The organism is Polaribacter sp. HaHaR_3_91 (assembly GCF_019278525.1).
Classification (GTDB): domain Bacteria; phylum Bacteroidota; class Bacteroidia; order Flavobacteriales; family Flavobacteriaceae; genus Polaribacter.
In genome coordinates this window covers 4,048,954-4,069,804 of sequence record NZ_CP058986.1, presented here as the reverse complement: position 1 = coordinate 4,069,804, position 20,851 = coordinate 4,048,954, and the positions used below count along the sequence as shown (strand labels likewise).

The following is a 20,851-nucleotide window of genomic DNA, read 5'->3' as shown; positions in this document are numbered from 1 at the left end:
CATCAGATTAAAATCACTAATTATGAAAATTAAAATTACCTTAATAATTGCATCATTTTTTGCAGCCTTTCAAGTACAAGGACAATCAGATCCTATAAAAAGAGATACTTTAAAAGAGGTTGTTATTACTTCTACGAGAATAGATTTGCCTTTTAAAGAAAATTCGAGAACCATAAATGTTATTTCATCCGAAGTAATAAAAAACAGTGCCGCTACAACTGTTGCAGATTTATTACAACAAGTTGCGGGTGTAGATATTAGAAAAAGAGGAACTGCTGGTAGTCAGGCAGACTTATATATTAGAGGAGGAGGTTTCGATCAAACCTTATTATTGGTTGATGGAATTAAAATGGATGATTCTCAAACCGGACATCATACCTTAAATGCAGCTTTACCTATTGAATTTATTGAAAGAATAGAAATTATAAAAGGTCCTGCTGCTAGAGTTTTCGGTCAGAATGCATTTACGGGAGCCATAAACATTGTTACTAAAAAGAAGTTAACAAGTAAAGCAAGTATAAATATAGAAGCAGGTTCTTTTGGTCAATTTAATAGTTCTGTAACTTTTGGAGAAGAATATGAGAATACTTCTTTTATAGCACATGTTGGTTCCTTAACATCTGATGGTTATAGAACAAATTCTGATTATGAAAATAAGAGTTATGTGTTAAAAGGTATTTTTAATAAAAAGAAACAACCTATTGAGGTTTTAGCCACTTTTTTCGATAAAAAATATGGCGCAGAGAATTTTTATACAACAAATCCAGATTGGCATGAGTATGAAGAAACTCAGAATAGTATAATAGGAGTTTCTACAGTTTTTAGAACTGAAAAATTTAAGATTACACCAAGAGTTTATTGGAGAAGAGGGCAAGATATTTTCTTATTAAAAAGAGATGATCCTAGTTTTTTTAGAAATTTACATATTACCAATAAGGTTGGTGTAGAAACGAATGCTTCATATACTTCTAATTTAGGAATTACTGGTTTTGGAATAGATGTTTCTAGAGTTTCTATAAGTAGTAATAATTTAGGAAAGAGAGATAGAACGATGGCTAATTTATTTTTAGAGCACCGTTTTAAATTAGCTAATGACAAATTAGATATTACTCCGGGAGTTGCAGTTACTTATTTTTCTGACTTTAAATTTCATGCGTTTCCAGGAGTTGATATTGGATATCAGTTTTCAGAAAACTTAAAAGCTTATGGTAATTTAGGAGTTACCTATAGAATACCTACTTATACAGATTTATATTATAATGATCCTGGAACTATTGGAAATGAGAACCTAGAACCAGAAGAAGCATTTGCGCAAGAAATAGGATTAAAATATAACACAGGGAAATTTACTTCTTCTGTAGCAATATTTAATAGAGATGCTACTAATTTAATAGACTTTATTAGACCAAATGCAACGGAACCTAAATATACAGCAACTAATATAGCTGAAGTAAATACGCAAGGTTTTGAGGTAAATGCTGATTATCGTTTTAATATAAAAGAGTACAAACAAACCCTTTCTATTGGTTATACTTTTTTAGAGGATGATATTTTAGAACAGAATAAAGATTTATCTCGCTACTCACTAAATACCTTAAAGCATCATTTTACAACACGTTTTTCATCAAGATTATTTAAAAATGTAAGTCAGAATATTATTTACAAACATGCAGAACGTACTGTTGGTACAAGTTATAATGTTTGGGATGCTTCTGTAATTGTAGATTTTAATAAATTTAGTTTTACAGTTACTGCAAATAATATTTTTGATGCAGAATATATAGAATCTGGTTTTGTACCAATGCCACCAAGTAATGTGTTATTTGGTTTGCGTTATAGTTACTAAATAATAAAAAATAGATATTTGTAAAAAGCCTTGATAAATTTTATCAAGGCTTTTTTTTAATTTTCTGAAGTACATTTTAATGTTTAAGTAAGATTTAATAATTATTCAGATTATCCTGCAAGGTTTCTTTTAACCATGTAAGTCTATTCTATTAGTAGGTCTATTTTCCACCTTTGGTGGATATGTTACATTAACTTCATAATCTGTTTCTAATGTTTGAAATAGGTATTTATTAATTCTAAAATTTTTATTTTAAAATATTTTCATAAATCTGTAACAAAACAAGGTTTATGAGTACTAATAGTAGCAGCTCAATACTACTTATCTCATTTATTACTTTAACAATTAAAGTTTAAAATCAACTTAAAAAGAGCGCTCTTAAAAGTTGATCTGAATCAAATGGTATCGTGCTTTATAATGATGGAATAAACCTCTTTATTCAGTCAAAAACATTTATCTTTAATCTCTTTTAAAACAAACTACTATGATGGAATGGTTTCAAGAATTAACTACTTTCGAAAAGACCTATTGGGTAATTACCGGGATTTCTACATTTATGTTTTTGTTGGTTTTAATAACCACAATAATTGGTGCAGAAACAGATGATATAGGTGATGTAGATGCCGAAATTGATGCAGATACTGGAGCCGGATTTCAGTTTTTTACCTTAAAAAACTTAGTTGCTTTTTTCACTATTTTCGGATGGAGTGGAATTGCAAGTATGGATGCAGGAAACGCAACAGGAACTACCATTATTATTTCTATATTTTCTGGTTTGTTGATGATGTTTGTAATGGCAGCATTATTTTATTACATCAGTAAATTATCTTCTAGCGGAACCTTAAAAATGAAAAATGCCTTAAACTCTATTGGTGAAGTCTATTTAACAGTAGGTGCAAATAGATCTAAAACAGGTAAAATTCAGATAAAAATTCAGGGAGCTTTAAGAGAATTAGAAGCATTAACGGATTATAGTGAAGATTTAAAACAGGGAAAGATAATTAAAGTAATAGAAGTAACAAATAACGGAATATTAATAATAGAACCTCAAAATTAAAAAAAAAGCTATGTTAAACTTTATGGTATTACAAGCCAGTCAATTTGCTGGATTAATCGGAATCGGAATTGCAATTCTCTTCGTTTTTATATTGCTAATAGCAATGGTAAAACGTTATAAGAGATGTCCTTCAGACCGTATTTTGGTTGTTTATGGAAAAGTAGGTGGAGGAGAATCTGCTAAATGTATTCATGGTGGAGCCGCATTTATATTTCCTGTTATTCAAGATTATCAATTTTTAGATTTAACACCTATTTCTATAGAAGTAAATTTGGTAAATGCACTTTCTAAGCAAAATATTCGTGTTAATGTACCTTCGAGATTTACAATTGGGGTTTCTACAGAACCAGGAATCATGCAAAATGCAGCAGAAAGATTGTTAGGTTTAGATCAAGATAGCATTCAAGATTTAGCACAAGAAATTATTTTTGGTCAGCTACGTTTGGTGGTAGCATCGATGGATATTGAAGAAATTAACAACGACCGTGATAAATTTTTAACTAATATTTCTCAATCTGTAGAAACAGAGTTAAAGAAAGTAGGTTTAAAATTAATCAACGTAAATATTACAGATATTGTTGATGAATCTGGTTATATAGAGGCTTTAGGTAAAGAAGCAGCTGCACATGCAATTAACGCGGCACGTAAATCGGTTGCAGAAAAAAATAGAGATGGTTCTATTGGTGAGGCAAACGCGGTACAAGATGAAAGAACACAAGTTGCAGCAGCAAATGCACAAGCAGTAGCTGGAGAAAATACAGCAAAAATTAATGTAGCAAATTCAGACTCTTTAAGAAGACAAAGAGAAGCCGAAGCAGAACGTACTGCAATTGCATCAGAAAAAGTACAAACAGCAAACGCGTTAAAAGAATCTTATGCTGCAGAGCAAGAAGCAGAGGTTGCAAGAGCGGAAAGAGAACGTTCTTCTCAATTAGCCGATATTATTGTACCAGCAGAAATAGACAAACGTAAAGTAGAAATAGACGCAGAAGCAAGAGCAGAAAATATTAGAAGAATTGCAAGAGGTGAAGCCGATGCAATTTTATTTAAAGCACAAGCGGAAGCACAAGGTTTGTTTGAGGTTTTAACAAAACAAGCACAAGGTTTAGATCAAATAGTGAAAGCTGCTGGAAACGATTCTCAAAATGCAGCCTTATTATTAATTGCTGATAAGTTGCCGGAATTAGTGAAAATACAAGCCGAAGCTATTAAAAATATAAAAATTGATAAAGTTACTGTTTGGGAAAATGGAGGAGGAGCAGATGGAAAAACATCAACCTCTAACTTTATTTCTGGAATGTATAAAGCGGTACCACCTTTACAGGAAATGTTTAATATGGCAGGTATGGAGTTGCCAAGTTATTTAAAAGGAAAAGATATCCCTACTGGGTTACCTGCAGAGGTTATTGATACTAAAGATAACTAGTTTATAAACATACAAGTTTTAACGGAAGCCATCATTTATTTTTTAAATGATGGCTTTTTTGATATATAATTTTTGGTAGAATAATTAAAACGTTGATTTTTAAACAGGTATTAATACGGGGTAAATACATTGCTTGTATTTAGTAAATTGCGGTTTAAAATAAATATCCCCTAGCTTATGAAATCTTGTCCGAAATGTAAATCTGAATCTAGACACAGAATGATGAGAAAAGGAATTGTAAAGATTATTCCAGGAACAAGAGGTTATGCTTGTGATAATTGTAATACACAGTATGCTTGGTTTTCATTTATCAATCGTACTTTTAAGGTGTAGCAAAAAAAAAAGCCATTCTAAAGGTGTAAAATCTTATTATACAGAATTTATTTCTGTGTCTCTGTTTGCTTAAAATCAGTGTTTATAAGAATCTGATATCAATTTAGGTTACCAAAATTTTCTTCTTATTTAAGCTTTCTTTTTGTATCCTAATTTTAGTATATAAATCAGTTAATTTAGAATAGAATTATCTTACTGTAACTTGCTAAATTTCAGAGGTAAACCAAACCAATTTAATTATGAAAGCTTGCCCAAAATGTAAATCTACATCTAACCACAGAATGAGGAGGGGTGCATTTGTTAAATTAATACCAGGTACTAAGGCTTATGCTTGCGATAGGTGCAATACACAGTACACTTGGTTTTCTTTTATCAATCGTTCTTTTAAGGTATAAAAAAAGCCTCGCTTTTATAAAAGTGAGGCTTTTTAATGTCTTTTATTTTGTTTAGTTAAACAACCTAAAGATATCATTTCCGTTTGCAAAAAGTAATAAAGCTATTAAAAGAATAAAGCCTGTTACTTGTGCATATTCTAAGAATTTATCTCCTGGTTTTTTACCAGTTATCATTTCCCAAAGGGTAAAAACAACGTGACCACCGTCTAAAGCAGGTATTGGTAAAAGGTTCATAAATCCTAACATAATAGATAAGAATGCGGTTATGTTCCAGAAAGATTCTGCGCTCCATTCCGATGGAAAAATGCTTCCTATAGAAATAAATCCACCTAATCCTTTATAAGCTCCAGTGCTTGGGTTAAAGATTTTCTTTAATTGTTTAATGTAGTCTGTAAGTGTTTTTACAGATTTGTTCCACCCTGCAGGAATTGCTTCTGCAAAAGTGTATTCGATATTTGCCAAATCATAGTAGCCAAGTCTTTCTAAGTCTTTAGAAGGTAATAAGCCAAAACCAACGCCTAATTTACCTTCATTGGTAACTTTTACAGCGATATCTTTTGTTTCGTTTTCTCTTTTTATGGTAACAGAAATATCCTGATTTTTAAACTTATTTAATTCAACCTGAGCTTCATCAAAATACTTTATTGCATTTCCATTAATGGCAACAACAATATCTTTCGCTTTTAAATCAGCATTTTTATTTGGTGAATCTTCAGAAACACTCGTAATAGCAAAAGGATATCTAGGTAGTAAAATTACACCAGCATCTTTACCTCTGTCTACTAATTGAGAGATAAAATCTTCTGGAATTACTTTGTCAATAACTTGTCCTTTTCTTTCAATTTGAAAATTATTACCGTTTACAAACCCTAAAGTTAGTTCGTTAAATTTTTTAATTTTTTCTCCATCAATAGTTAAAACTTTATCTCCAGTTTGTAAACCTAAGTTCATCGCTAAAGAATCTTGTACCCAGACACCGTCTTTTACATTTTCGTTTGGTAAAAAGTTTTCGCCATAAGCATACATTAACATAATGTAGATAAAAATACCTAAAACAAAGTTTACAAAAACTCCACCCAACATTATAATTAGACGTTGCCATGCCGGTTTAGAACGAAATTCCCAAGGTTGCGGTGGTAAAGCCATTTGCTCAGTATCCATACTTTCATCTATCATTCCAGATATTTTTACATATCCACCTAAAGGAATCCAACCAATACCGTAAACAGTATCACCAATTTTTTTCTTAAAAATAGAGAATTTATAATCAAAGAATAAGTAGAATTTTTCTACTCTGGTTTTAAACAATTTTGCAGGGATAAAGTGCCCTAACTCGTGCAATACAATCAATAAAGATAAACTTAAAATAAATTGTGATGCTTTTATTAATATTTCCATTCAGCGTTAAATCATAGTTAAAATAGTCGCAAATGTACGTTTTTAAAGGTAGTTGCAAAAGAACAAATTGAGGTACCTTTTTAATTTAACAAAGATTTTGGAAACTATTCCCTTTTGTTTTTTTTTCTAAGGTTTTATTAAGTCGTAAATTTGTTGTCACAAAATTATCTTATGGAGTTTAAAAAGTCTATTCCTCTACTTATCTTTTTTGCAGTGTTTTCTGCAATTTCACTTACAGTTTATTATCATTTATTAAAAGTAGATAAACACCTTAAAATTTACAATCCTATTGATGTAAACCCGAGATTGGTAGACGATAGTATGGTGCATATTCAAAACAACCATACCATTGCCGATTTTAAACTAACCAATCAAAATGGGGAAACGGTTACCAATAGTAATTATAAAGATAAAATTTATATAGCAGATTTCTTTTTTACTCGTTGCCAAACAATTTGTATTGCCATGGCTTATAATATGGGAGAGTTGCAAGAGTTTTATAAAAAGGATGATGATATTATGTTTTTATCGCATTCTGTTACGCCAGTTATGGATAGCGTTTCTGTTTTAAAAGAATATGCGGATAGAAAAGGGGTTATTGATGGAAAATGGAATGTTACTACAGGTTCTAAAAAGCACATTTATGAGTTGGCTCGAAAAAGTTATTTTGCAGTTTTAGATGAAGGTAATGGTGATGAAAGTGATTTTATACACACAGAACAATTTGTTTTAGTTGATAAAGACAGACGAATTCGGGGGTATTATGATGGGACGGAGAAAGAAGATATGGAGAAACTTAAAAATGATATTGTTTTGTTAAAAGAAGAATATGCTTCTGAATAACTTGTTTAGAATCATTCTAAATGATTATATTTGCCTTCCAAATAAAATTCATTGAGCACAATAGCTACATTACGTAAGGGAGAGATAGGATATATTTCTGAAGAGTCTTTAGATTTTATTCCTTTAAAATTGTTAGAAATGGGCTGTCTACCAGGAGCTGAGGTTCAGTTAGTTCAAATAGCGCCCTTAAAAGACCCTTTGTATATTTGCGTAAACGGTAGTCATTTGGCAATAAGAATAGAAACAGCTTCTAAAATTCGAATCCTTAAAGCGCATTTATAATGTCTAAAAATGATATAAAGGTTGCTTTAATAGGGAACCCAAATACCGGAAAAACATCACTATTCAATCAACTTACAGGTTTAAATCAGAAAGTTGGAAATTACCCAGGAATTACTGTTGATAAAAAAAATGGTGTTAGTAAACTATCTGCTACTCAGAATGCAATTATTACAGATTTACCAGGTACATATAGTATAAATCCTACTTCTTTAGACGAGAGTATTGTTTTAAAAACCTTGTTAAAAAAGGATATTAAGGAATCTCCAGATGTTATTTTGGTAGTTGCAGATGTAGAGAATTTAAAAAGAAACTTACTGCTTTTTTCTCAGATTAAAGATTTAGAAATTCCAACAGTTTTGGCAATCAATATGGTTGACCAAATGAACAGAAAAGGAATTACTATCGATTTATCTTTATTGAAAAAAGAGTTAAATACAGAGGTAGTTTTAATTAGTGCAAGAAAAAATGAAGGAATAGATGATGTAAAAGCTGCAATTATTCGTTGCCACGTTGCTGCAAAAGCTTCTCCTTTATGTGGAATCAATCATCAAATTGATCCAGATTATTTTGATAAGTTAAAAGAAATTAGCCCTAAATATTCTTTGTATGAATTATGGTTGATGGTAACGCAGAATAACTATCCAGATTCCATATCAATAGAAGAAAAACAAAAACTCCTTAACTTTAAAAAAGACGTTTCTAAGTTAAAGAAATATCAACATAAAGAAACTATTTATCGTTATCAAGAAATTAATAAAATACTTAAAAAGACCTATATAGTAGATAAAACCAAAGCCAAAGACCTTCGTGGTAGGCTAGATAGGGTTTTTACACATAAGGTTTTTGGTTACTTTTTCTTTGTGTTTTTATTATTGATTATCTTTCAATCTGTTTTCGATTGGGCTTCAGTACCAATGGATTTTATAGATACTAGTTTTGCTCAAATTGCAGATTTTGCAAAAAGTAATCTGCCAAATGGGGTGCTTACAGACCTGTTAACAGAGGGAATAATACCTGGAATTGGAGGTGTTATTATATTTATTCCACAAATAGCCATTCTATTTTTATTTATTTCGGTTTTAGAAGAAACGGGGTATATGAGTCGTGTGGTGTTTTTAATGGATAAAATTATGCGTCGATTTGGTATGAATGGTAAAAGTGTAATTCCGTTAATTTCTGGTACTGCTTGTGCAATTCCTGCAATTATGGCAACTAGAACAATTGCTAGTTGGAAAGAGCGATTGATTACTATTTTGGTAGTGCCGTTTACCACCTGTTCTGCGCGTTTACCCGTATATGCTATTTTAATTTCTTTAATTATACCTGATACAAAAATCTTCGGATTCTTAAATTTACAAGGTGTAGTTTTGTTATTGTTATATGGATTGGGGTTTGCAACAGCAGTGATAGCAGCTTATATATTACATAAGACGTTAAAGATAAAATCGAAGTCGTTTTTTGTGGTGGAAATGCCAAATTATAAATTACCATCTGTTAAAAATGTTTTTTATGAGGTGGTTGAAAAGACAAAATCGTTTGTTTTAGAAGCGGGAAAAATCATTTTAGCTTTGTCTATTGTTTTATGGTTTTTAGCATCAAACGGACCAGCTTCTTTTGAGAACGCAGAGAAAAATACGATTGAAAATGTTGCTAACCAGAGTTTATCAGATCAGGAATTACAGCAAAAAATAGCATCTGTAAAGTTAGAGAATTCTTATATTGGTATTCTTGGGAAAACAATAGAGCCCTCTATTAGACCTTTAGGGTATGATTGGAAAATAGGAATTGCTTTAATTACATCTTTTGCTGCACGAGAAGTTTTTGTAGGTACGCTGGCAACCATTTATAGTGTAGAGGCAGATGATGAAAATACATCTACGATTAAAGAAAAGATGAGATCAGAAATAAATCCAGATACCGGCGGTAAAAGGTTTAATTTTCCTGTGGGAATGTCTTTAATGGTTTTTTATGCCTTTGCAATGCAGTGTATGGCAACCTTAGCTATTGTAAAGCGTGAAACAAAAACTTGGAAATGGCCATTAATCCAATTGTTCGGAATGGGCTTAATGGCATATGTTGCTTCATTTATAACCTATCAAATTTTAAGTTAATGCAAGAAATTATAGCATATATATTAGTTGTTCTAGCCGTAGCTTTTTTATTAAGAAAATATGTTTTTCCTTCTAAAAAAAAGAAAGGTTGTAGTGCTGGTTGTGGTTGTTAATTTACTTTTTATAACCATTTAAGATATTTATTTTACTGCACACCTTCATGAAATGAGGGATGTCGATTTAATTCCTTTTATTGCTTCTTCATTATGTTTAACATGAAATTAGTAAAATAACATTGTAAGATTTTTTATTTTTGATGACTGATCTTTATATCACCTCATAAATTATAAAAATGAAAAAAACAATTCTATTATTTGCCATTATTGTACTCTCAATTCTTTCATCGACAGATACTTTCTCTCAAAAATTTCCAAGATTAGATGTGAGTCCTTTAGATGTTGCTGCCTACCCAAGTGATTGGAGAGATTCCGATAAGTTAGTAAGAGTTATTTACGGAAGGCCACAATTAAAAGGAAGAGCATTGTCTTCTTTGGCTGAGGTTTCAGATAAAGGTGTTTGGAGAACTGGTGCTAATGAAGCTTCTGAAATTACTTTTTTTAAGGATGTTTTATTTGGAGGAGAAAGCGTAAAAGCGGGTACATATACTTTGTTTTCGGTTCCTGGTGATAAAGAATGGACGCTGATTCTTAGTAATGTTAGAAATGTTTGGGGGCATTATACTTACGATGAAAAAGATGATGTTGTTAGGGTTTCTGGTGCAGTTTCTGAGTCAGAAAAAAGTATTGAAGCTTTTTCAATTGTCTTTAATGAAGTTGAAGATAACACAGTTACCATGCATTTAGGTTGGGGTAATACGGTAGTTTCCGTTTCTTTGGAAGAGAAAGTAGACTTTGAAGAATAGGTTTACTACTTACTTTAGATTAAGGTGTTTGTTTTAGGGTAAAACTAGTGTAAAACCTACTTAAAAATTGTAATATTAAAAAGCTTCATTATTTTGTTTTCTTTTCAGATAGCAAAATAATGAAGCTTTTTAATTACTTCTAATGTGTTTTCTGTATTAATTACTTCCCCATTGGGATCACAATAATTCCAGAGAATTTTTCTTGAAATTTTATTAGATCTTTATCAGCCTCTAATTTTGTTTTGTAATTACCTACTTGTACTTTCCATTCTGGGGCGTAATAAACTAGTTTCGAGAAATTTCCGGGAAATTCTGCTTTAAAACGAGCCATAAACTGTCTTGCTTTTTGCTCGCTTCCGTTATAAAGTTGAATTCTGTATCCAAAGCCAAAAGTGCTATTAAAACTTCTTTTTTTAGAAACAATATCCTTTATTTCTGCAGATTCATTTGTGCTATTTTGTGAGAAAGAATTGTAACTAGTTGCTAATAAAACAATCAAAAACGAGAGTGTTGTTAATTTACTTTTCATGCTTAATTTTATTTTGTACAAAAATAACGACTAGTTTAGGAATAAATTAGATTAAACGCTTATTTAGAATAATTATAAATTATGTTTTACATTCTTTTAGCTTTTCAAACCTTAGGAAGAAGTATTACTTTTGTCAAACGGAAAAAAATGACTTTTGTCATTTTATATTAGATATTTTTAATCAAAGTTTAAATATGAAAAGTGTAGAACTGCACAATAGACTAACCACATTACTTCTTAAAAGTATTACTTTTCTCCTAATTTTTGCATTCAGTGTATCTGCTTATTCACAAGAGGTAGATGAGGCACGCCAAAAAGAAGGGAAAAAATTATTTAAATCGTTATGTGCTTCTTGTCACAAGTTAGATAAGAAATTAATTGGACCAGCTTTGGCTGGTGTCGAGGAGAGAAGAGAAAATGTTTGGTTACATTCTTGGATTAAAAATAATGCAGAATTAAGAGCAACTGGAGATTCAGATGCTAATGCAATTTTTGACGAGTACAATGGAGCTGCAATGTCTGCTTTCCCTCAGTTAACTGATCAGAATGTAGATGATATTTTATATTATACTACTGTAGGTGAGCTTAAAAAAGTAGGTGAAGTGGCGGCAGGTGATGCTTCTGCAAATGTTTCTTCTGCAGGTGCTCCAGGTTGGTTAATATATGTGTTGTCTGCTGCTATTATTGTTGCTTTTTTAATGATTGCTAGTTTGTTAAAGCAGGTAAGTGAGTTAAAAGGTGATACTGCTCCGGGAGAAGATTCAAATCTTAAAAGAGATTTACATGAGCTTTGGGCGGGTATAATGAAAAATACTTTCTTAAAAGTTTTAACTACTATATTTTTAGTGTTAATTGGTATTTATGTGTTATTTGGATTCTTATTTAAAGTAGGGGTAGATGAAGGGTATCAACCAATTCAGCCAATTGCATTTTCACATAAAATACATGCAGGAGATAATAAGATAGATTGTCAATATTGTCACTCTTCGGCGAAGCATAGTAAAACATCTGGTATTCCATCAGTAAATGTTTGTATGAATTGTCACTTAAATATTTCTGAAGTTGCAGATGATACTGTTGTAGAATTAGGAGATGGAAGTGTTCTTGGAAAAGAAGAATTAGATCTTGAAATTGCAAAGATTTATACAGCCGCTGGTTGGGATGCAGATAACTTAGAGTATACAGGTGAAACGGCTCCAATTAAATGGGTGAGAGTTCATAATTTACCAGATTTTGTTTATTATAATCACTCACAACACGTAACAGTTGCAGGTATCGATTGTCAAAAATGTCATGGACCTGTAGAGGAAATGGATGAATTGTATCAGCACGCTCCATTAACAATGGGTTGGTGTATAGATTGTCATAAAGACACTAAAGTGGATTTAAAAGGTAATGATTATTACAAGAAAATTCATGAAGATTTGGCAAAGAAATACAATGTAGATCAAGTTACCATTTCACAGTTAGGTGGTAAAGAGTGTGGTAAATGTCACTACTAATTAAAAAGAATTAAAAATTAAAAGATTACAAAACTGGGTGTTTTCTAGTTTGAATCTTTCAATCATTAAATAAAAAGTATAAATGGCTTCAGACAAAAAATACTGGCAAAGTGTTGAGGAACTTAAAGGTAGTTCTATTGTTGAAACGTTAAGTAAAAACGAATTTGTGGAAGAGCTTCCGTCAGATGAGTTTTTAGGTGATAAAGAAACTTTAGAGAATTCTTCTACTTCACGTAGAGACTTTTTAAAATATGTTGGTTTTACTACAGCTGCAGCTTCATTAGCAGCTTGTCAGGGACCCGTTAGAAAGGCTATTCCTTATGTTGTAAAACCAGACGATATCATTGCTGGTATTGCAGATTGGTACGCAACTTCAATGGCAGATGGTTATGATTTTGCAAATGTGTTGGTAAAAACACGCGAAGGGCGCCCTATTCAAATTATGCCTAATAAAGAAGCGGACGGAACAACAAGTGCGAGAGTACAAGCTTCTGTTTTGTCTTTATATGATGAAAAATTACGTTTAAAAGAGCCTCAAGATAAAGAAGCTTTTTTAACTTGGGCAGATGCTGATTCTAAAATTGGTAGAAAATTAAACGAATTAAAAGAAGCAAATAAACCTGTTGTATTATTAACAGGTACAATGGCAAGTCCGTCTACGGATAAAGTTATTGAAGGCTTTATTGCAGCAAACCCAAATGTAAAACATGTTGTTTATGATGCAGTTTCAGAATCTGGAGCGGCAGATGCTTTTATGGCAATGTACGGTAAACGTGTATTACCAAATTATCATTTAGAAAATGCAAAAACAATTGTTTCTTTTGGTGCTGATTTTCTTGGAGATTTTCACGGAGGTTTAGAGAAGAAATACATTGCTGGTAGAAAACCAGAAAAAGGATATATGTCTTACCATGTACAGGTAGAGAGTAATATGTCTTTAACAGGTGCTAATGCTGATAAAAGAGTGGTTGTAAAACCATCTGATCAGGTATTTGCATTGTTAAACTTATACAACGCTATTACAGGAGCAAATGTTCCTTCTAAAGCAACTTCTGTAGATGCAACTATTAAAAAATTAGCTTCAGATTTAAAGAAAGCTGGTTCTAAAGGTGTTGTCTTAACAGGGTTGAATGATAAAAATGCACAATTAATTTCATTAGCGATTAATAAGGCATTAAATAGTGAAATTATTGATACAAAAAATACGCTAAACATCCGTAAAGGAAATGATGCTGAAGTTGCTCAATTAGTTTTAGATATGAAAGCTGGTAAAGTATCAGGATTAATTGCATACAATGTAGATCCTGTGTATTCATTATCAAATGCATCAGATTTTTCTGAAGGATTAGGTAAACTAGAAATTTCAGTAGCATTGTCTACAGAACATAACAGTACTACTACTTTAATGGATTATGCATTGCCAACTCCACACTTTTTGGAGTCTTGGGGAGATGCACAGTTCGATTCTGTAACGTATGGTTTAATGCAGCCAACAATTCAACCATTATTTAATACACGTCAGGTTCAAGATACGTTATTAAAATGGTCTGGAGATACTACAAAATATTACGATTATTTAAAAACATATGCAGCTACCAATGTTTTAGGTGGTGCTTCATGGAACAAAGCTTTGCATAATGGTTTTTTCAAAAAAGATCTTTCTTTAGAAGAAGAGGGAGAAGTTTTTGAATCTACTGTTGTAATTTCTGATATTGCATCAAAATTAGCAAGTTCAGCGAAGAAAGCTTCTGGTTTTGAATTAAACTTATATACTAAAACAGGTTTAGGAGACGGTAAACAAGCAAACAATCCTTGGTTACAAGAATTTCCAGACCCTATTACAAGAGCTTCTTGGGATAATTACTTAATGATGTCTATGGCAGATGCCAGAGAATTAGGTTTTTCTAATCCTGTAAAAGATAACGGTGCTATTAATGGTGATTATGCCAAAGTATCTGTTAATGGTGTTGATGTTGTTGTTCCGGTAATGGTACAACCAGGTCAGGCTATTGGTTCTGTAGGTTTAGCTTTAGGTTACGGTAAAACTTTTGGCTTAAAAGAAGAAATGAAAGTTGGTGTTAATGGATATCCATTATACATTAACGGAAACAATATTCAGTACGGAGTTACAATAGAAAAAGTATCTGGTACCCATAAATTTGCTTGTACACAAGTACAAAAAACAATTGCAGGGCGTCATGATATTTTAAAAGTAGCTTCTTTAAAAGAGGTAGTAAGTAGTGTAGATCCGAAACATTCTTGGAACAAGCCTGCTTTTGTATCTTATGATCATCAAGAAGTTGAAGCAAAATCTATTGATTTATGGGAAGAGCACAACAGAGAAGTTGGTCATCACTTTAACTTATCAATAGATTTATCATCTTGTACAGGTTGTGGTGCGTGTGTTATAGCATGTCATGCAGAAAATAATGTACCAGTTGTAGGTAAAAATGAGGTTAGAGTTGGTAGAGATATGCACTGGTTGCGTATCGATAGATATTACTCTTCTGAAGTTGCAACAAGAGAAGAAGCGAAGGCAATGGGCTTAAGCGGTGGAGACTTGTATAAAGCTATAGAAACTGAAGCAGAAAATCCAGAGGTTACTTTTCAACCAATGATGTGTCAGCACTGTAATCATGCTCCTTGTGAGACTGTTTGTCCAGTTGCAGCAACATCTCATGGTCGTCAAGGTCAAAACCAAATGGCATATAACAGATGTGTTGGTACAAGATATTGTGCAAACAACTGTCCTTATAGAGTTCGTCGTTTTAACTGGTTCCAGTATTCTAATAACAAAGAGTTTGACTTCAATATGAATAATGACTATGGTAAAATGGTGTTAAACCCAGATGTTGTAGTTCGTTCTAGAGGGGTTATGGAGAAATGTTCTATGTGTATTCAAATGACACAAGCTACAATTCTAAAAGCTAAAAAAGAAGGAAGAGCTGTTAATACAGATGAGTTTGAAACAGCTTGTTCATCAGCTTGTACAACAGGTGCTATGGTTTTTGGAGACATTAATAACGAAAAAGACGAAGTAGCAGCATTAGCAGAAGACAAGAGAGCTTATCACGTATTAGATTACTTACAAACGAAACCGAATGTAGTATATCAAGTGAAAGTTAGAAATACAAACGAAGCGTAAGAAAATTTTAAATTGAAAACTCAAAGTTAAAGGACTTTGAAAGTTTAAAAACTATAATTAAACTAAGTAATAAAAATATGTCTCATTACGAAGCACCCATAAGGGAACCTTTAGTACTAGGTGATAAAAGTTATCACGATATTACAGAAGACATTGCAAAACCTATTGAAGGAGTTGCAAATAAAAATTGGTACATAGCATTTTATATCTCTTTGGCTGCAACGCTTTGGGGATTTGGATGTATTTTTTATACCATAGGTACTGGTATTGGAGTTTGGGGATTGAACAAGAACATTGGTTGGGCTTGGGATATTACAAACTTTGTATGGTGGGTTGGTATCGGTCACGCAGGAACACTAATTTCTGCAGTACTTTTATTATTCCGTCAAAAATGGAGAATGGCCATTAACCGTTCTGCAGAAGCAATGACAATTTTTGCCGTTTTTCAAGCAGGATTGTTTCCATTGATTCACATGGGTAGACCTTGGAATGGATATTGGGTATTGCCAATGCCAAATCAATTTGGTTCGTTATGGGTAAACTTTAACTCGCCATTATTATGGGATGTTTTTGCAATATCAACTTATTTATCTGTATCATTAGTTTTTTGGTGGACAGGTTTATTACCAGATTTTGCAATGATTAGAGATAGAGCTGTGAAGCCTTTCCAAAAGAAAATTTATGCTTTATTATCATTCGGTTGGTCTGGTAGAGCAAAAGACTGGCAACGTTTTGAAGAAGTATCTTTGGTACTTGCAGGTTTAGCAACACCATTAGTACTTTCTGTACATACAATTGTATCTATGGATTTTGCTACTTCTATTAACCCAGGTTGGCACTCAACTATTTTCCCTCCTTATTTCGTAGCAGGAGCAATCTTTTCTGGATTTGCAATGGTACAAACGTTATTAGGAATTATGAGAAAGGTTACTAATTTAGAAGATTACATTACACGTATGCACATTGAGTATATGAACATTGTAATTATCTTAACAGGTGGTATTGTAGCTGTGGCGTATGCAACAGAGTTCTTTATTGCTTGGTATACAGGTTCACCTTATGAGAACTATACATATTTATCTGTAGGTGCTGCAACTGGTCCTTATGCTTGGGCATTCTGGTCACTAATAATATTTAATATTATTACACCACAGTTATTATGGATTAAGAAATTTAGAAGAAGTTTTGTAATTACTTTTATTATTTCTATTGCAATTAACATTGGTATGTGGTTTGAGCGTTTCGATATTATTGCAATTGTATTAAGTAAAGGTCATTTACCATCTACATGGTGGCGTTTTGAACCTACGTTTGTAGATGTTGGTATTTTTGTGGGAACTATAGGTTTCTTTGGTGTATTATTCTTATTATACGCAAGAACATTCCCGGTAATTGCACAAGCGGAAGTAAAAACTATTTTAAAATCTTCTGGAGAGTTTTACAAGAAGAGAAGAGAACAAGGTATACCAACTAAACCAGCTATTAATGTAGCAAACGTAGCAGGTACAACTGATAAATCTAATAAAGAATAATTATGGAATCATCAAAAGTTATTCACGCATTTTATAATGATGACGAAGTTCTAATGGACGCAGTGAAAGCTGTTAAAGCAGAACATCTTCATATAGAGGAAGTATTTTGTCCTTTTCCTGTTCATGGATTAGACAAAGCAATGGGATTAGCACCAACAAGATTAGCAATTACTGCATTTTTATACGGAATTACAGGATTAGCATTTGCTATTTGGATGACTAATTACATGATGATTCAAGATTGGCCACAAGATATTGGTGGTAAGCCAAATTTTTCTTGGTGGGCAAACATGCCTGCGTTTGTGCCAATTATGTTTGAATTAACAGTGTTTTTTGCAGCTCACTTAATGGTAATTACTTTTTATATGAGAAGTAGATTATGGCCATTTAAAGAAGCTGAGAATCCAGATCCAAGAACTACAGATGATCATTTTTTAATGGAAATCCCTGTAAATAACAACGAAGCTAAAATTATTGATTTATTAGCTAGTACAGGAGCTGTAGAAATTAATGTAGTAGACAAGCACTAATATATAGAAAATGAAGAATTTTAAATTAATTATCGCTTTATTTACGCTTACAAGTATCATTTCTTGTAATGATAAAACTAAGCCGCAATTACAATTTATGCCAGATATGTACGTATCTGTGCCTTATGATGTAAATGGAGCCAATGGTCTTAATGGAGAACCTGTAAATAGTAAACCTGTTGCAGGAACAATTGCAAGAGGCGGACATGCTACTTATGATATCCCTAATACAAATGAAGGGTATGAATTGTCTAAACTTACGGTTACTAATCCTTTAGAAACTACAGAAGAAAGTTTGGCAAATGGAAAAGCAATGTACGAGATTTATTGTGCAACTTGTCATGGAAAAGCAGGAGATGGTAATGGAGTTTTATCTCAAAGAGATAAATTTTCTGGTATCCCTAATTATAAAGATAGAGATATTAACACAGGGAGTATTTATCATGTAATTATGCACGGTAAAAACTTAATGGGTTCACATGCATCTCAAACAACGTATACAGAGCGTTGGCAAATAGTACAGTACGTAGAAAAATTACGTTCAGAATTATAATTTCAATTAGAAAGAATACGAAAAAGATATGTATCAATTCTCAGGTAAATTAAAAACATTCTCATTAGCACTAATACTTATTGGTTTAGTGGGAATTGGTTATGGTTTTTATTCAGCTCCTAAAACAGTTGAAGAAGCTAAAGAAGTTATTGCACAACAGGCTTCACATGGTGATAGTCATGCTAGTTCTCATGAAGAGGTTAGTGCTGATGGGCATAAAAGTGAAGCACATGGTGAAAGCCATGGTTCAGTAGATGGATCTCATGATGACGCACATGCTGAACATGTTTTACATCAGTTAAAAAATAAACCATGGTCTGCAGTATATGTAGCATTGTTTTTCTTTTTGGGAATTACTTTATTGGTATTAGCTTTTTATGCAATTCAAAGAGTTGCGCAAGCGGGTTGGTCTATTCTTTTGTTTAGGGTAATGGAAGCAATTACTGCTAACTTAGTACCAACTTCAATTGTAATGGTTCTTATAGTAATTTCGGCTGTAATGCATTGGAATCATATGTTCCCGTGGATGGCAGAAGGAGTATTTGATCCTACAAGTCCTAATTACGATCCTATTGTAGATGGTAAATCTTGGTGGATAAACGTTCCAGGTTGGGCTATTAGAAGTATTATTTATTTAGCTTTATGGAATGCATACAGATGGTTTATCCGTAGAAATTCTATAAAAGAAGATACTGCAAATGATGGAGGAAAAACGTATAAATTGAGTTATAATGCTTCTGTAGGTTTTATTTTCGTATTTATGATCACTGAAACAATGATGTCTTGGGATTGGATTATGGGATTAGACCCACACTGGTTCTCTACATTATTCGGTTGGTATGTTTTATCTAGTTTATTAGTAAGTGCATTAACGGTAATTGCTTTAGTTACAATATATTTACGTTCTAAAGGAGCTTTACCTGGTGTAAACGATAGTCACATTCATGATTTAGCAAAATATATGTTTGGTTTTTCTATCTTTTGGACATACTTATGGTTTTCTCAATTTATGTTAATCTGGTATGCAGATATTCCAGAGGAAACTACTTATTTTGCAATGAGATTTAATGAATATAACTTTCCTTTCTTAGCAATGGTAGTAATGAACTTTGCTTTTCCTGTATTGTTATTATTAAATAGTGACTTTAAAAGTATTCCTTGGTTTATCGTTATTGGAGGTGTTGCAATTCTTTGCGGTCATTATATTGATATTTTTGTTATGGTTATGCCAGGTACTGTTGGTGATCAATGGTCTTTCGGTATCCCTGAAATTGGTGCAATATTGTTCTTCATAGGAGTATTTATATATGCTACTTTTAGTTCTTTTGCAAAAGCAAGTGCTATACCAACTGGTAATCCTTTCTTAGGAGAAAGTAAACATTACCACTATTATAATATTGAACACAGAGGTGAAGGTTCAGGAGATCATCATTAATAAATAATTTGAATTAAAATAATTAAGACGAGATAAATATGCTAGCTCTATTTTATATTTTTATAGCTGTTGCAATCGGTGTAAGTTTTTGGCAAATAACCAGAATATTAAACTTAAGAAGCGTAATCGCTACTGATAAAGACAACGCAACCCAAGGTAGAAATGCCATTTACTTTATGGTTTTTTTATATGCAATGATGATTTATTGTTTAATCTTCATGAATGTTGTAATGTTACCAGAATCTGCTTCTTATGAAGGAGAACATGATGATAACCTTTTTGATATTACATTTTGGTTAATTGGTATTGTTCAATTTTTAATGCAATTCTTAATTTTCTATTTTACTTTTAAGTATAAAGGTGAAAAAGGAAAGAAAGCAAAATTCTATTCAGACAGTCATAAATTAGAGGCTATTTGGACCATTACTCCAGCTGTTGTTTTAGTTGTTCTAATTGGTTATGGATTATGGCAATGGAATAACATCATGGATTTATCCGACTTAGAAGATCCTGTAGTAATAGAGGTTTATGCTCAGCAGTTTAGATGGGATGCTCGTTATGCAGGTGAAGATAATACGTTAGGTTTAGGAAACGTAAACTATATTAAAGGTATGAACACTATAGGTGTTGATATGGATGATAAAAATGCTTTAGATGATAAACAAGTAACTGAATTGTATTTACCTAAAGGTAGAAAAGTTCATTTCAAGTTTCGTTCTCAAGACGTTTTGCACTCAGCTTATATGCCTCACTTTAGAGCGCAAATGAACTGTGTACCAGGTATGGTAACTGAATTTGGTTTTACTCCAAAATATACTACTGCAGAGATGAGACAACAATCTGAGGTTGTAGAGAAAACTGCAGGAATCAATAAAATAAGAAAAGCTAATGGAGAAGATCCTTATGAGTTTGATTATTTATTGTTATGTAATAAAATTTGTGGAGCTTCTCACTATAACATGCAAATGAAAATTACAGTTGTTGAGCAAGAAGAATATGACAAATGGATTGCAGAGCAGCCAACATTATCATCAGTATTAAATAATAATAATTAAAAGACACTACAAATAAA

Annotated in this window: 18 protein-coding genes; 16 read left to right on the top strand and 2 right to left on the bottom strand. The window is 32.1% G+C overall.

From position 1 onward, the window contains the following. Positions 1-22 precede the first annotated feature (22 nt). The 4 genes from H0I27_RS16995 (at position 23) to H0I27_RS16980 (ending at position 4,662) form a co-directional block, all read left to right on the top strand. On the top strand, positions 23-1,846 hold the full coding sequence (locus H0I27_RS16995) for a TonB-dependent receptor (protein WP_218731815.1): 1,824 nt from the start codon (positions 23-25) through the stop codon (positions 1,844-1,846). 484 nt (positions 1,847-2,330) lie between these two features. After that, complete coding sequence (locus tag H0I27_RS16990; protein ID WP_218731814.1) at positions 2,331-2,903, top strand: hypothetical protein; 573 nt, start codon at positions 2,331-2,333, stop codon at positions 2,901-2,903. 10 nt (positions 2,904-2,913) lie between these two features. Then, entirely contained in the window at positions 2,914-4,329 is a 1,416-nt protein-coding gene (locus tag H0I27_RS16985; protein ID WP_254712701.1) for a flotillin family protein, read from the top strand. A 177-nt stretch (positions 4,330-4,506) separates the two neighbouring features. Further along, positions 4,507-4,662 carry a hypothetical protein gene (locus H0I27_RS16980; RefSeq protein ID WP_157603506.1) on the top strand — a complete coding sequence of 52 codons (156 nt, stop codon included), beginning with the start codon at positions 4,507-4,509 and terminating at the stop codon, positions 4,660-4,662. A gap of 446 nt (positions 4,663-5,108) precedes the next feature. On the opposite strand, the gene rseP is transcribed toward H0I27_RS16980, so the two are convergent. Then, complete coding sequence (rseP, locus tag H0I27_RS16975; RefSeq protein WP_218731813.1) at positions 5,109-6,455, bottom strand: RIP metalloprotease RseP; 1,347 nt, start codon at positions 6,453-6,455, stop codon at positions 5,109-5,111. Positions 6,456-6,626: 171 nt separating this feature from the next. Between rseP and H0I27_RS16970 the strand changes: the two genes are divergently transcribed. The 5 genes from H0I27_RS16970 to H0I27_RS16950 all read left to right on the top strand — a co-directional run bounded on the left by H0I27_RS16970 (position 6,627) and on the right by H0I27_RS16950 (position 10,553). Beyond that, positions 6,627-7,298, top strand: a complete 672-nt coding sequence (locus H0I27_RS16970) for an SCO family protein (RefSeq protein WP_218731812.1) — start codon at positions 6,627-6,629, stop codon at positions 7,296-7,298. 51 nt (positions 7,299-7,349) lie between these two features. Further along, complete coding sequence (locus H0I27_RS16965) at positions 7,350-7,580, top strand: FeoA family protein (RefSeq protein ID WP_165731655.1); 231 nt, start codon at positions 7,350-7,352, stop codon at positions 7,578-7,580. Next, positions 7,580-9,691 carry a ferrous iron transport protein B gene (gene feoB, locus H0I27_RS16960; RefSeq protein WP_218731811.1) on the top strand — a complete coding sequence of 704 codons (2,112 nt, stop codon included), beginning with the start codon at positions 7,580-7,582 and terminating at the stop codon, positions 9,689-9,691. The genes H0I27_RS16965 and feoB overlap by 1 nt, the downstream gene beginning before the upstream one ends. Further along, positions 9,691-9,804 (top strand): FeoB-associated Cys-rich membrane protein, encoded by a 114-nt coding sequence (locus H0I27_RS16955; RefSeq protein ID WP_165731657.1) that lies wholly within the window; start codon positions 9,691-9,693, stop codon positions 9,802-9,804. The genes feoB and H0I27_RS16955 overlap by 1 nt, the downstream gene beginning before the upstream one ends. A 179-nt stretch (positions 9,805-9,983) precedes the next feature. Then, entirely contained in the window at positions 9,984-10,553 is a 570-nt protein-coding gene (locus H0I27_RS16950) for a DUF2911 domain-containing protein (RefSeq protein WP_218731810.1), read from the top strand. A gap of 160 nt (positions 10,554-10,713) precedes the next feature. Here the strand turns inward: H0I27_RS16950 and H0I27_RS16945 are convergent, their stop codons facing one another. After that, positions 10,714-11,082 carry an SPOR domain-containing protein gene (locus H0I27_RS16945; RefSeq protein ID WP_218731809.1) on the bottom strand — a complete coding sequence of 123 codons (369 nt, stop codon included), beginning with the start codon at positions 11,080-11,082 and terminating at the stop codon, positions 10,714-10,716. Between the two features lie 194 nt (positions 11,083-11,276). Here H0I27_RS16945 and H0I27_RS16940 point away from each other — a divergent pair, with 194 nt between their 5' ends. The 7 genes from H0I27_RS16940 (at position 11,277) to H0I27_RS16910 (ending at position 20,834) form a co-directional block, all read left to right on the top strand. Next, positions 11,277-12,584, top strand: coding sequence for a cytochrome c3 family protein (locus H0I27_RS16940; protein WP_218731808.1), 1,308 nt, complete (start codon positions 11,277-11,279; stop codon positions 12,582-12,584). 82 nt (positions 12,585-12,666) lie between these two features. Further along, positions 12,667-15,729 (top strand): TAT-variant-translocated molybdopterin oxidoreductase, encoded by a 3,063-nt coding sequence (locus tag H0I27_RS16935; RefSeq protein ID WP_218731807.1) that lies wholly within the window; start codon positions 12,667-12,669, stop codon positions 15,727-15,729. Positions 15,730-15,806: 77 nt separating this feature from the next. Continuing rightward, positions 15,807-17,261, top strand: a complete 1,455-nt coding sequence (gene nrfD / locus H0I27_RS16930) for an NrfD/PsrC family molybdoenzyme membrane anchor subunit (protein WP_218731806.1) — start codon at positions 15,807-15,809, stop codon at positions 17,259-17,261. 2 nt (positions 17,262-17,263) lie between these two features. After that, positions 17,264-17,791 carry a DUF3341 domain-containing protein gene (locus tag H0I27_RS16925; protein WP_165731663.1) on the top strand — a complete coding sequence of 176 codons (528 nt, stop codon included), beginning with the start codon at positions 17,264-17,266 and terminating at the stop codon, positions 17,789-17,791. Between the two features lie 10 nt (positions 17,792-17,801). Then, entirely contained in the window at positions 17,802-18,344 is a 543-nt protein-coding gene (locus tag H0I27_RS16920; protein ID WP_218731805.1) for a cytochrome c, read from the top strand. Between the two features lie 28 nt (positions 18,345-18,372). Continuing rightward, positions 18,373-19,779, top strand: coding sequence for a quinol:cytochrome C oxidoreductase (locus H0I27_RS16915; RefSeq protein ID WP_218731804.1), 1,407 nt, complete (start codon positions 18,373-18,375; stop codon positions 19,777-19,779). Between the two features lie 38 nt (positions 19,780-19,817). Then, a complete protein-coding gene (locus tag H0I27_RS16910; RefSeq protein WP_218731803.1) occupies positions 19,818-20,834 on the top strand; it encodes a cytochrome c oxidase subunit II in 1,017 nt (338 codons plus the stop codon). The last annotated feature ends 17 nt before the right edge of the window (positions 20,835-20,851 follow it).